The sequence below is a fragment of the Peptostreptococcus porci genome, from assembly GCF_009695815.1.
Taxonomy (GTDB): Bacteria; Bacillota; Clostridia; order Peptostreptococcales; family Peptostreptococcaceae; genus Peptostreptococcus; species Peptostreptococcus porci.
Window position 1 is genome coordinate 252,390 of record NZ_VUNE01000001.1, and the last position, 13,450, is coordinate 265,839.

General features: G+C 34.5%; 9 protein-coding genes. 7 read left to right on the plus strand and 2 right to left on the minus strand.

Features of this window, described 5'->3' with window-relative positions; all coding sequences use genetic code 11:
- The first annotated feature begins 2 nt into the window (after positions 1-2).
- From whiA to FYJ71_RS01050, 7 genes are all read left to right on the plus strand, one after another.
- Positions 3-968, plus strand: coding sequence for a DNA-binding protein WhiA (whiA, locus tag FYJ71_RS01020; RefSeq protein ID WP_154537515.1), 966 nt, complete (start codon positions 3-5; stop codon positions 966-968).
- 46 nt (positions 969-1,014) lie between these two features.
- Positions 1,015-4,701 carry a DNA polymerase III subunit alpha gene (locus FYJ71_RS01025; protein WP_154536995.1) on the plus strand — a complete coding sequence of 1,229 codons (3,687 nt, stop codon included), beginning with the start codon at positions 1,015-1,017 and terminating at the stop codon, positions 4,699-4,701.
- 621 nt (positions 4,702-5,322) lie between these two features.
- Positions 5,323-6,294 (plus strand): 6-phosphofructokinase, encoded by a 972-nt coding sequence (pfkA, locus tag FYJ71_RS01030; protein ID WP_154536996.1) that lies wholly within the window; start codon positions 5,323-5,325, stop codon positions 6,292-6,294.
- A 36-nt stretch (positions 6,295-6,330) separates the two neighbouring features.
- A complete protein-coding gene (gene pyk, locus FYJ71_RS01035; protein ID WP_154536997.1) occupies positions 6,331-8,088 on the plus strand; it encodes a pyruvate kinase in 1,758 nt (585 codons plus the stop codon).
- A gap of 366 nt (positions 8,089-8,454) precedes the next feature.
- On the plus strand, positions 8,455-9,819 hold the full coding sequence (gene rlmD / locus FYJ71_RS01040; RefSeq protein WP_154537516.1) for a 23S rRNA (uracil(1939)-C(5))-methyltransferase RlmD: 1,365 nt from the start codon (positions 8,455-8,457) through the stop codon (positions 9,817-9,819).
- 367 nt (positions 9,820-10,186) lie between these two features.
- A complete protein-coding gene (locus tag FYJ71_RS01045; RefSeq protein WP_328597731.1) occupies positions 10,187-10,417 on the plus strand; it encodes a helix-turn-helix domain-containing protein in 231 nt (76 codons plus the stop codon).
- A complete protein-coding gene (locus tag FYJ71_RS01050; RefSeq protein WP_195836871.1) occupies positions 10,410-11,801 on the plus strand; it encodes a DNA cytosine methyltransferase in 1,392 nt (463 codons plus the stop codon). Before FYJ71_RS01045 ends, FYJ71_RS01050 begins: the two co-directional genes overlap by 8 nt.
- Before the next feature lie 47 nt (positions 11,802-11,848).
- On the opposite strand, the gene FYJ71_RS01055 is transcribed toward FYJ71_RS01050, so the two are convergent.
- Both FYJ71_RS01055 and FYJ71_RS01060 read right to left on the minus strand, forming a co-directional pair.
- Positions 11,849-12,610: a DNA-methyltransferase gene (locus tag FYJ71_RS01055; RefSeq protein WP_207707202.1), complete on the minus strand. Its 762-nt coding sequence runs from the start codon at positions 12,608-12,610 to the stop codon at positions 11,849-11,851.
- A 15-nt stretch (positions 12,611-12,625) separates the two neighbouring features.
- The gene (locus tag FYJ71_RS01060; RefSeq protein WP_154537000.1) at positions 12,626-13,450 is read right to left on the minus strand and encodes an MspI family type II restriction endonuclease; all 825 of its coding nucleotides are present in this window, start codon (positions 13,448-13,450) and stop codon (positions 12,626-12,628) included.

The window sequence follows — 13,450 nt, forward strand, 5'->3', positions numbered from 1 at the left end:
TTATGTCATTTTCAACTGAGACAAAAAATGAGCTTTCAAGAATGGATATTGGCAACAGAGCTTTGGATATAGCTGAATTATCAGCTATAATAAGACTTTCAGGAAGTTTGCATTTTATGGGCAATATGCAAATAGGGCTAAAAATTACGACTGAGTTAAATTCTATAGCTAGAAGAGTTTTTAAAATATTGAAGAAAGAATTTGAAATCAACACTAGTATCACTGTTAATAAAAATCAAATGCTAAAGAAAAATAATAGTTACGTGTTGACTATTACTCCTGAAATGGGAGCATCAAAGCTATTGGTAGACTTGGGAATATTAGATAATGAAAATACGTTTATCACAAGAAATGATATTTCCAACAAAATAGTAAAAGAGCCAGAGGACGCACACGCTTATATTAGAGGTGCATTTTTGGGTGGTGGATCAATTAACGATCCAGAAAAAAATTATCACATGGAATTTGTCGCAAACAATGAAGACTATGCTTATGAATTAAGTGAGCTTATAAATTCTATGGGATTTAATAGCAAAATTGTAGCTAGGAAGAATAATTTTGTGGTATATTTGAAGGAAAGTGAGCAGATTTCAGATTTACTGGCAATAATTGGAGCTACAAATGCAATGTTTGCATTACAAAACATAAAAATAATGAAAGAAATGAGAAATAATGTAAATAGAATAGTAAATTGTGAAACAGCCAATTTGTCTAAAACTGTTGATGCGGCTGTTAGGCAAGTTGAAAATATATTGATTATACAAAAAACTATCGGCATAAGGGGACTTCCAGAAAATCTTCAAGAGTTGGCGATGCTCAGATTAGAGTATGAAGATATGAGCTTGAAAGAATTGGGAGAAATGCTACATCCCCCTCTTGGAAAATCTGGTGTAAATCACAGGTTCAAAAAAATAGAGGAAATTGCCAATAGACATAGAGATGAAGTATCTTTGGAAGATTTATTTTAAGCTGGTGCCTTTGCATCAGCTATTTTAAAATAATGGAGGTGATGGTATGAATGTAGAAAAGGGCAATGAAATATATCAAGATATAGACACCGATGAAAAATACAATGAGATACATCAAGATATAGACAACAATGAAATACATCATGATGATATAGATAATAATGAAAAAAAAGATTTTTGTCATCTTCATGTGCATACAGAATATAGTCTTTTAGATGGATTTTCCAGACTAGATTGGCTGATTCCAAGAATAAAGGAATTGGGAATGAGTTCATGTGCAATTACAGATCATGGATCGATGTTCGGCGTTGTAGATTTTTATAAAAAATGCAAGAAAAACGGAATAAAGCCGATAATAGGTTGCGAAGTGTATGTGGCGCCAAGATCTATGTCAGAAAAAGACCCAATGATAGATAAATACTCATCACACCTGATATTACTTGCTGAAAATAACGATGGATACAAAAATTTGATAAAAATAGTATCTGATTCTTATACGGAAGGCTTTTACTACAAACCTAGAACTGACAAAGAGCAACTGAGAAAATACTCAGATGGGATAATATGTCTATCTGCATGCCTAAATGGAGAAATTCCAAAGGCTTTGATGGCTAGGGATTATGAACTGGCAAAAAAACTTTCAATTGAATACAGGGGAATTTTTGGCAAGGATAATTTCTTTTTAGAGCTACAGGATCATAATTTGTTTGAGGACAAAGAGGTAAATGCTGGCTTGTTGAAACTGTCAAAAGAGCTTGATATTCCATTGGTTGCAACAAATGATTCACATTATGTCAGAAGAGAGGACTCAGAGAATCACGATATACTACTATGTATTCAGATGCAAAAGATAGTTGATGATCCTACGAGAATGAAATTTCCAAATGATGAGTTTTACCTAAAATCTAGAGCAGAGATGGAGGAGCTATTTTCATTTGCACCTGAATCAATCGACAATACACTAAAAATTGCTGAAAGGTGTAACGTGGAATTCGATTTTAATACATATCATATACCTTCATTTGAAGTTCCAGATGGAATGACAGCTTTGGACTATATGAGAAAGCTTTGCTATCTTGGTCTTGAGGATAGATATGGAACCAATGTGGATGATGAAATCAAGGAAAGACTTGACTATGAGATTGATGTTATTGCAAACATGGGTTATATTGAGTATTTTCTGATAGTTTGGGACTTTATAAACTTTGCAAAGAGCAATAATATAATTGTAGGTCCTGGAAGAGGATCTGCGGCTGGATCAATAGTTGCTTATACATTGAAAATAACGGATATCGATCCGATAAAGTACAATTTGTTGTTTGAGAGATTTTTAAATCCAGAAAGAGTAACTATGCCCGATATAGATATTGACTTCTGTTACGAGAGAAGAGAGGAAGTAATTGAGTATGTGAAGGACAAATATGGCTCCGATCACGTAGCTCAGATAATCACTTTCGGTACAATGGGTGCAAAGCTTGCCATTAGAGATGTAGGTAGAGTTTTGGATATCCCATATAATAAAGTCGACTCGATAGCAAAAGAGATACCATTTTCACTGGGTATGACAATAGACAAGGCGTTTGATGAAAATCCTAATCTAGAAAAATTATACGATAATGATGGAGATGTGAAGCGAATCATAGATATATCAAAGAAGTTAGAGGGAATGCTAAGACATGCGTCCACTCATGCAGCAGGTGTTGTTATTTCTAAAAATCCTGTTTACGAGTATGTTCCACTTTATAGAAATCAAGATTCAATCACGACTCAATTTACTATGACAACACTTGAAGAATTGGGCCTTTTAAAAATGGACTTTCTTGGTCTGAGAACACTTACAGTTATTAGAGATACATTAGATTTGATAGAGCTGAATAGAGAATCTAAGGGGTATACAGAAAAAATTGATTTTTCAAGGATGGAATACGATGATCCGAAGGTGTATGAGCAACTGTCGCTTGGGAATACTATGGGTGTGTTCCAGCTTGAAAGTGCTGGTATGAGAAGCTTTATGAAGCAGCTGAAGCCAAGCAGCTTTGAAGACATTGTTGCCGGAATATCTTTGTATAGACCGGGTCCAATGGAATCAATTCCCAAATATGTTAATTGCAAGCATAATCCGAGCGAAGTTACATATCTGCATGAAAAGCTAAAACCTATTTTGGATGTAACATACGGTTGCTTAGTGTATCAGGAGCAGGTTATGCAGGTTGTTCGAGAGCTAGGTGGGTATAGCTTTGGTAGAAGTGACTTAGTTAGAAGAGCCATGAGTAAAAAGAAAATGGATGTCATGGAAGAAGAAAGACAGTATTTTATTCATGGAAAGCTAGACGAAAATGATGATATAGAAATTGCGGGATGCGTTAGAAATGGTGTGCCTGAAGATGTAGCAAATCAAATATTTGACGAGATGATCGATTTTGCAAAATACGCATTCAACAAATCTCATGCAGCTGCTTATGGCGTTTTGGCTTATGAAACGGCATATTTGAAGGTACATTATCCAGTGGAATTTATGGCGGCTTTGATGACCTCTGTTATGGGAAATACAGATAAGGTTGTAGAATACATAGGAGAATGTGAAGCTATAGGAATTAAGGTTTTGCCACCTGACATCAACAAGTCATTTTCAAAGTTTTCTGTTGATGGAGATAATATAAGATTCGGTTTGGCAGCTGTGAAAAATGTTGGAGCATCGGTAATAGACAACATTGTTTCTGAAAGAAATAAAAATGGTGAGTTTACTGATTTATCAGATATGATAAAAAGACTTGATGCAAAATATACAAATAAGAGAGTCATCGAGAGTCTGATAAAGGGTGGAGCATTTGACACTACCGGTCAAAACAGAGCAACTCTTTTGTATAACTTTGAGTCTGTATTGGAGAGTGTGTCGAAATCCAGAAAGAATAATATTGAAGGTCAGATATCGATGTTTGATTTGTTTGCAGGAGATACTGTTGATGACAGCATGATGTCAACTAGTTCTAATTTGACTTTTAGAGAAGAACTCAAGGACAAGATTAAACTAGATATGGAAAAGGAAGTTTTGGGAATATATGTTTCTGGGCATCCTCTGTCAGAATATAAGGAGATATTGACAAAAAGAGCCTCAATAAATACACTGATGATTAATTCCCTAAAGGAGGAACCGGAAAAATTATTGGAGCTTAACAATTCTGAACAGATAATAGGCGGGATAATTGTTGCCAAGAAGGTGCTTTCTACCAAGAAAAACCAATTGATGGCTTTTTTAGAGTTGGAAGACTTATATGGAAAGATTGATTTGGTCGCTTTTCCAAATGAGCTAGAAAAATACACTGATTTGTTGCGAGAAGATAAATTTGTTCTAGTAAAAGGTAGAATAAGTGTTAGAGGTGACGATATGGTGTCATTGAATATTACAGAGATAAAAGCTATTGATGACGAAAGCGAGTTTTCTACTCAAAAGAAGTATAATACAAATCGATCTGCTATAACTCAAAATATTGGAACTGGAAAAAAAGTGTTTTTGAGAATAGATTCTATGTCAAATAAGGAATTGATTAACAAGATTTATTCAATAATAAACACGAATCGAGGAACGGATGAGGTAGTCATATTCCCAGTGGATGAAAATGCAAATGGCAGTAAAATTACGTACAAATTAAAAGGTATGGGAGTATATGCTGACGAAGGATTTGAAGAGGAACTTCAGAAAATACTGGAAAAAAATGACATAGTAATAAAATAGTAATAATATGGTAATAAATTGAAGAAAAATGTAGTGATTTTTTAATATATTGATGAGTTGCTACACACCATATATTAGCGAAATTAGACAATTGGCTCGTGTATTCAATTTTGTTGAAAGTGAATGCTACGGGCCTTTTTGATTATGTAATGAACCGTTTTAAAACTATTTCTTGTGAAAATATTTAGTTGAAGTATATTTTGGTATTTAGTATTGTACAAGAATGTGTCAATATGCTATAATAACAGTTGATGAATGTTTTTCATCAAAATTTTTTAACCATAATGGGATAATAATATCTGTGATGGACAAAATTAGTCCCTTTATTTTAAAAAAGTAAGCTTTATAAATTTGAGAATTTTGTGCTAATGTAAGAAAATGAATAAATTGTAGAAAAATCAATAAATAGAATATTAACGCATAATAAATGGGATAAATAATATATAAAGCATATAAAAATAGAAAAGTAGCACATGAAAATAAAATAATATAATAAAAACGGTAAAATAAAAAACAATGTACATAAAAATGACACACATAGAAATAGAATGCAAAAAATAAGTGTATAAATAAAATGCAAAAAAATAAGTGAAGTGAATATGGTAAGAAGGAGGCATTATTATGAAGGCAATAGGTATTTTGACAAGTGGTGGAGACGCTCCAGGAATGAATGCGGCCATTAGAGCCGTTGTCAGAACAGCAATATACTATGGTTACAAAGTATATGGAATCGAAAAAGGATACAAGGGATTGTTAAATGAGGAGTTTGTCGAAATGGACTTGTCATCTGTAGGTGATATTATCCAGAGAGGTGGAACGATACTAAAATCTTCTAGAAGTGATGAATTTAGAACGGAAGAGGGAAGAGCGAAGGCTGTAAAGATTTTGGAAAAGATTGGAATTGAGAGTCTGGTAGTAATCGGTGGAGATGGAACTTTTAACGGAGCAAAAAAACTATGCGAATTGGGAGTTTCAACAATAGGTATTCCGGGAACAATAGATAACGATTTGGCATATACTGATTATACAATTGGATTTGACACTGCCATGAATACTATAATAGATGCTATTTCGAAAATAAGGGACACTTCTTCTTCACATGATAGAGTGAATATTGTCGAAGTGATGGGTAGACATTGTGGAGATTTGGCTCTTTATGCAGGCTTGGCAGGTGGAGCAGAATCAATAGTTGTACCTGAAATTGATATAAAGACTGAGGAAATTGTAAAGAGATTAAAGACGACTCAAAAAAGAGGAAAGAAGCACAGCATAATTGTTTTGGCAGAAGGTGCAACAAGCATTGAAAATGGGGCGATTGGATTAAAGGCTGCGTTGACAGATGAGGACAAGGCAGATGTTAGAATAACAGTTCTTGGACATGTTCAGAGAGGTGGTGCACCATCTGCGTTTGATAGAATACTTGCCAGCAAGCTTGGGAATAAAGCTGTTGAATTATTGATAGAAGGAAAAAGTGGTAGAGTAGTAGGAATCAAAAATAATGAGATTATTGATATGGATATAGATGAAGCACTTGCTGTAGAAAAGAAATTCGACGAAGAAAGCTACGAAATGGCCAAAGTGCTATCAATATAGTTGTATATGTTTTTTATTTTAATGGGAGTGAACAAAATGGTTAGTTTAAAGAAAACGAAAATAGTGTGTACAATGGGACCAGCAACCGATTCTGATGATGTATTGAGAGAGTTGGCTTTGAATGGATTAAACGTATGTAGATTCAATTTTTCTCATGGCTCACATGAGGAACATAAGGAGAGAATGGATAGAACGAAGAGAATTAGAGAAGAATTGGAGATGCCGATTGCCATCCTGTTGGATACAAAAGGACCTGAGATTAGAACAGGTGATTTTGAAGAACCTGTAATTTTGGAAGAAGGTGCTGAATTCACAGTTACTATGGATGAATGTGTCGGTAACAGTGAAAGGTGTACTGTTTCATATAAGAATATGGTCAATGACGTAAAAGTTGGTGATAAAATATTGATTGATGACGGCTTGGTAGAGTTGCTGATCAAGGAAATAAAAGGTAATGACATTCTAACTGTTGTAAAAAATTCTGGAAAGGTATCATCAAAGAAGGGTGTAAATCTGCCAGGTGTTGTAATCAATCTACCGGCTATTACTGACAAGGATATTTCAGATATTGAGTTTGGTATTGAGCAAGGTATAGATTTTATAGCGGCGTCATTTGTAAGAAAGGCCTCTGATGTTTTGGAAATCAGAAAGGTACTTGAAGATAACGATGCTTCAGATATTCAAATAATATCGAAAATAGAGAGTCAAGAGGGTGTTGATAATATTGACTCAATACTTCAGGTTTCTGATGGAATAATGATTGCAAGAGGTGATATGGGCGTTGAAATTCCTGGTGAAGAGGTTCCGATTGTACAGAAGATGATAATAAAGAAGTGTAATGAATTGGCAAAGCCTGTTATTACAGCAACTCAGATGATGGATTCAATGATCAGAAATCCAAGACCTACCAGAGCAGAGGTAACAGATGTAGCTAATGCGATTTATGACGGAACTGATGCGATAATGCTATCTGGTGAAACTGCGGCTGGAAAATATCCGATAGAAGCCGTAAAAACTATGAATAGAATAGCTATTAGAACAGAAGAAACACTTGACTATAGCGTTGGAAATCAAAAAAATTCACTTTGTAGTGGAATCAAGGTTACAGATGCAATAAGTCACGCAACTTGTACGACAGCTATGGATTTGAATGCTAAAGCGATAATAACGTGCACTTCCTCTGGATATACGACTAGAATGGTATCGAAATTCAGACCTCAGGCACCGATAATCGCAGCGACACAAAGCGATAAAGTAATGAGAAAATTATCATTGGTTTGGGGGACATATCCAGTTAAGAGTGAATTGGCAGAAAGCACTGACGAATTAGTTGAAGCATCAATAGAAGCTACAAAAAAAGCAGGGTTTGTACAGCCTAGCGACATCGTTGTCGTAACAGCAGGAGTACCTGTTGGAAAAACTGGAAAAACAAATATGATAAGAGTAAGTGTGATTTCAGAATTTATCGGAAGAGGCGTAGGTATAGGTAAGGCATTTGTCGAAGGTACTGCTAGAGTCGTTCTTCCTGGCGAAAAATGTGAAGAGTTTAATCAGGGAGATATCTTGGTAACTGTTGGAACAGATAGAGAAATGCTACCTTATATGGAAAAATCAGCAGCGATAGTAACTGAAACTGGCGGCATGACTTCACACGCCGCAATCGTCGGAATAAATCTTGGAATACCGGTAATTGTATCAGTTCCAGATGTGACTAAAAAGGTTAAAACAGGCGATAAAATAATAGTTGAACCTTCATATGGAGGAGTAACTAGAGAAGAAAATATTAATAATTAATATACATAGTTAATATACATAGTTAATATACATTCAACATAACTATTTGTTATAATAAAATAATGAAACTTAAAAGCATAGCTTTAAATACTGAGGCAATACCCTAAGTGATTTACAGCTATGTTTTTTTTGTTGTATAATATTGGTTGTATAATATTTAGCGTTGATGGTAAAAATTTTGAGTAGTGATGGTTGGTGTAATATATGTTTTGAAAACAAAGATTGACAACTAAAATATCCTAACCTATGTGTTGACAACCAAGAAGTGTGTAAAATATAGTGTTGCCTTCATATTGACATGACAAGGTATTCATGATAAATTACAAGTTGGAAAATATTTATGATTTGAAAAAATACGGAGGAGTAATGCTAGAAAAAAACAAAAAGTATAGATGTGAGATTGTTGATATAGGACAAAATGGAGTTGGAATAGGGAAATATGAAGGCTTTACGGTTTTTGTCGATGGTGCTTTATTGGGAGAGGTTGTGGATGTAAAAATAACCAAATCCAAGAAAAATTATGCAGAAGGTGTGATATCAAGGATAATAGAACCCTCAAAATATAGAGTTGACCGTGTATGTTCAATGAAATATAGAAGCTGTGGAGGATGCCAGATACAGGAATTGGATTATAAAAAGCAGCTAGAAATAAAGACAAACAGTGTAAAAGAAGACTTAAAAAGAATTGGAGGTCTGGAAAATATTACAGTGCATCCAGCTTTGGGAATGGTGAATCCATTCAGATATAGAAATAAAGCACAATTTCCAGTTCAAAAATCAGATGGAAAGCTAAAGATAGGTTTTTATAAAAAGAAATCACATGAAGTCATCGATATGGACAAATGCGTTATCCAGCATGAAAAAAACGATGAAATAGTTGGTATAGTTAGACAGTATATGGAAGATAACAATATAAGTGCGTATGATGAGAAAACACATAAAGGAACGATAAGACATATTTTGACAAAGATTGGATATACAACAGGCGACGTTATGGTCGTACTTGTCGTTACAGATACAAAATTACCTAATATGGAATTTTTGGTAGAAGAGCTAAAATCAAAAATAGATGGATTTAAAACGTTGGTATTGAACGTAAATAAAGAAAAAACAAATGTGATACTCGGCAGAAATAATATAAATGTTTTTGGTGAGGGCAAAATCATAGACAATATAGGGGAGTTGGAATTTGAGATATCACCACTTTCATTCTTTCAAGTCAACCCGACACAAACAGAGGTCTTATATGGAAAAGCATTGGAATACGCAATGCTAGAAGAAGGCGACGTGGTCTTTGATATATATTGTGGGATTGGTACAATTTCACTGTTTTTGGCAAAAAAAGCAAGCCAGGTTTATGGAGTTGAGATAGTAGAAGAGGCAATTTTAGATGCAAGGAAAAATGCGAAGAGAAACAATATCGAAAATGCAGAATTTTACGTTGGAAAAGCAGAAGAAGTTGTTCCGAGATTGTATAAAGAGGGGAAGAGAGCCAATGTTGTGGTCGTTGATCCTCCGAGAAAGGGATGCGATGAAAAAGTGTTGGATACTATAGTGAATATGCAGCCGGATAGGGTCGTGTATGTGAGCTGTAATCCTGCTACATTGGCGAGAGATTTGAAGTATATGGTTGAGAGAGGGTATGAGTGCGAAGAAGTGCAGCCTGTGGATATGTTCCCACATAGCGTGCATGTGGAGACGGTCTGTTTACTTACAAAAGTACAGAAGTAAATAGCGAGAAAAGGCTTGAAATAAAGGGATTTTGAGTGCTTCGGGATAAATTAACGGAGCCTCAAAATTCCACTTCTTTGAGTGTTAGGAAACATATCAACGTTTAAATTTTCATAGGGTTGAGTTGACGGAATGAAAATGGGATAGTTGAGTTGATAGGATTGATGTGAAGAATAGACCTGTTTGGGGTCTTATTTTTTTTGACGTTGATGAGAGATTTCCATTGGAAATGAATAATTGTATTGTTACTACGATTAATCGGGCGAACAAATAAAAAGGTACGCAAACGCTCGATAAATATTGACAAAGCCCGATTTTTCTGTTATACTTATCAAAAGATATCAAAGCGAAACGAGGAGGTATGGTAGTGGCGTTATGTTATAAAAAGTTATTCAAATTATTGATTGACAGAGGTATGAAAAAGAAGGACTTGTGCGAAATGGCTGATATTAGTACTACTTCTTTATCTAAGATTGCAAAAGACCAGAATATCAACACAGAGATTCTAGGGAAGATATGTGATGCTTTACAGTGCGACATTTGTGATATTGCAGAAAATATTAATTCTAATCAAGGAGAGATTGCTGATAATGAATAAAAGTTTACAAGAAAGAATGAAGACCGAAAATTTCAAATTGGTTAGTATTGACCTTTTTTCGGGACCAGGAGGTTTATGTACAGGATTTAAGTGGGCAGGTATTTTACCTTTAATTGCTGTAGAGTGGACTGATACAACAGTTGAGACATATTCAACTAGTCATAATGCAGAAGTGTTTGAATTATCTAAATATATAACTGATAAAGGAAAGAATGAGGATTATTTAAATTCTTTCATGAAGGAAAGTGCACAATCTATTGTCATTCATGGAGATATTAATCAAGTGAGTAGTCAAATGGTGAAACAGTTTCTTAATGCAAGATATGGAATTGACTCTGTAAACGAAACTGTTGATGTCGTTTCGGGTGGTGCTCCGTGTGAGAGTTTCAGTATTGCAGGCACAAGAACAGCTGGAGATGAAAGAGATGATTTATTTAGCAATATTATAAGAATTGCTAGAACTGTTAACACAAAGTCTATTCTTTTTGAAAATGTAAAAGGCATGTTTTCTAAAGCTAAAGATGGAGTGAAAGGTGCGATTTTTAAATACATATGTGATACATTTGAAGACGAGACTGTAACTCCTAGTTATAGATTAGTTTCGAGAAATCCAAATGAAGTATTGTTAAAAGCATGCGACTTCGGTGTACCACAGGCGAGAGAGCGTCTGTTTTTGGTAGCAATAAGAAGAGACCTAGATAAAATCGATTTTCACTATCCTCAAAAAACTCATGGTCCCGGATGTGAGAATCCATATGTTACCGTTGGAGATGCTATCTTAGACTTGGATCAAGTTGGAATGGGAGTAGAATCATCAAAATATACAAAAAGTGAAAAATATACGAATGATAATCAGAAATGGTTTGTATCTATTATGAGGGGAAATTACCATAGCGAAGATATAAACGCTGATGTGCCGAAATATTTATTAGCTAAGGGTTTATTTTCGGATGATAGTGTTAGTGCACATAAAGGACCAGGACATACAAAGAAAAAACAAGAGTTACTTGCACTTATTAAAGTAAGAGAAAGTATGAAATCGACATACAATCGTCTTTGTGACGAAGGAAGAATCGATGAGTACAGGCATTTATTTCCGAACACTATATATGGTAGTAGAAACAGAAGGTTGCTGGATGATGAGCCAAGTTTTACAGTTACATCTCACTGTTTAGATGAGATTCTTCATCCATATATTAATCGTGCAATTACCCCACGAGAGGCTGCAAGATTACAAAGTTTTCCTGATTGGTATCAGTTTGCGGGACCATATGTTGCATTTCATAGTGCAAAAGAACAAGATAAGTATGAACAAATAGGTGATGCAATACCACCGTTGTTGGCTTTTGCAATAGCTAAAGAGTTTGTGAAAGTACTTAAATAACAAAAGGCTGCGTTCAAAGAGTTATCCTTTGAATGCAGCTTTTTGCTTTAAGTTTCGTTTTTTATTCTATTTATTGCTATATTACAATAGTCCTCTTCAAAATCTATTCCAATCCCTCTTCTGCTTAGCTGTCTTGCAGCTACGAGAGTTGAACCACTTCCCATAAATGGATCTAATACAATATCATCTATAAAGCTAAATAATTTAATGCATCTTTTTGGTAATTCAACAGGAAATGGAGCGGGATGACCGATTTTTCTTTTACTTTCTCCGTTAAATGTCCACACACCATTGGTCCAAGAAATGAATTCTTCACGTAAAATATCAGATTTTCTTGACCCGCTCGTTTTTTTCCAAGAATCCTTATATAGCAAAAGAATAAGCTCAACAGGTGCAATTACATATGGAGATGATGCACTCATCCAGGATCCCCATGCTGAAGATTTGGAAATATTGCCCTCGTTCCACACTACCGTGGAGTGGTATTTAAAACCAACTTCCTTTGCTATTGTAGTAATATCAGCACCAACGCTTTGATGACCACCTTTATTTTTATCTAGTGGAATATTTAGACACATACGTCCATCTTGTTTTAACCATCTATAGCATTTTTTTAACCATTTATTTGTAAATTTTAAATATTCATCATATGGTTGATTATCTGCACACGATTTATAATCAATATCCAGGTTATAAGGAGGGGATGTTACAATCAAATCAATGTAATCATCTGGAATAACAGTAGTTGTTAGTGTATCTGCAAGATATATTCTTGAAGAGTTGTCCTTATACATTGTTTTTGCACGCAAATTAATACCCCCCTTTTAACCTTTAAATTGCATCTTTTGACCTTTAGAGCCTGTAGCATAAGTCCATGATAATCCAGTTCCAAATCCACCTGGTTTTATAGAACCATTACTTTTATACATAATATTATTAATACATTCCTCAATTGTTAACGTTTCAAAAGAGAGATAATCAAAATCTCCATTATTAATATTTATGTTATATCTATCTGAAGGCTTTTTTAATTTGAATTTGATGATTGATGTTGGAATACATACATCGTGAGAATTTATTGAAGGAGAACCTGTCAATACCCATCGCACAAAATCTCTTGCGATAGGTTGCATTAGCATTACAAGTTCATTTTTTTCAGTTGCTGAAAAATTTTTAGCTGAGCAATCTACTTGATGTTTAAGCAAGAGAGTTTTTAAGCGAGGATTAGTAATTCGCATTTCACGACAAATTGTATCAACATCAAACTCGGCAAGGGCAACTTTTGGCACGGTTGATTGCTTACAACTAATAGGCAAAACTATAGAATTACCGTTTATCATATGTACAGTTGCAATAATATCGGTTTTTGAGTTACCACCAGTACTTCTATGGGGAATTTGTGTAGTGGCTTCTATAGTGTGTATTGCAGTAAAGTTTGTAATACCATTGGTTGTTAATATGTTCGATAACACTTGTGTTTCAAGTGTGTTTACATTTCCATTTTGTATGTCATTTAAGAAAGTGGTGGATTTCAGTATAGTTTTACAATAATCCTCGTAAACATCTCCAAGTTTGTCATGTATAGCCCCAAAACCATAAGAGTTAATATTATATCTTTCATATAGAGAATTTAATAATTGTGTTTTCAT

Bases quoted from the DNA above. Each gene is read 5' to 3' on its own strand.
- whiA (WP_154537515.1), top strand. From the start codon at position 3: ATGTCATTTTCAACTGAGACAAAAAATGAGCTTTCAAGAATGGATATT.
- FYJ71_RS01025 (WP_154536995.1), top strand. From the start codon at position 1,015: ATGAATGTAGAAAAGGGCAATGAAATATATCAAGATATAGACACCGAT.
- pfkA (WP_154536996.1), top strand. From the start codon at position 5,323: ATGAAGGCAATAGGTATTTTGACAAGTGGTGGAGACGCTCCAGGAATG.
- pyk (WP_154536997.1), top strand. From the start codon at position 6,331: ATGGTTAGTTTAAAGAAAACGAAAATAGTGTGTACAATGGGACCAGCA.
- rlmD (WP_154537516.1), top strand. From the start codon at position 8,455: ATGCTAGAAAAAAACAAAAAGTATAGATGTGAGATTGTTGATATAGGA.
- FYJ71_RS01050 (WP_195836871.1), top strand. From the start codon at position 10,410: ATGAATAAAAGTTTACAAGAAAGAATGAAGACCGAAAATTTCAAATTG.
- FYJ71_RS01060 (WP_154537000.1), bottom strand. From the start codon at position 13,450: ATGAAAACACAATTATTAAATTCTCTATATGAAAGATATAATATTAAC.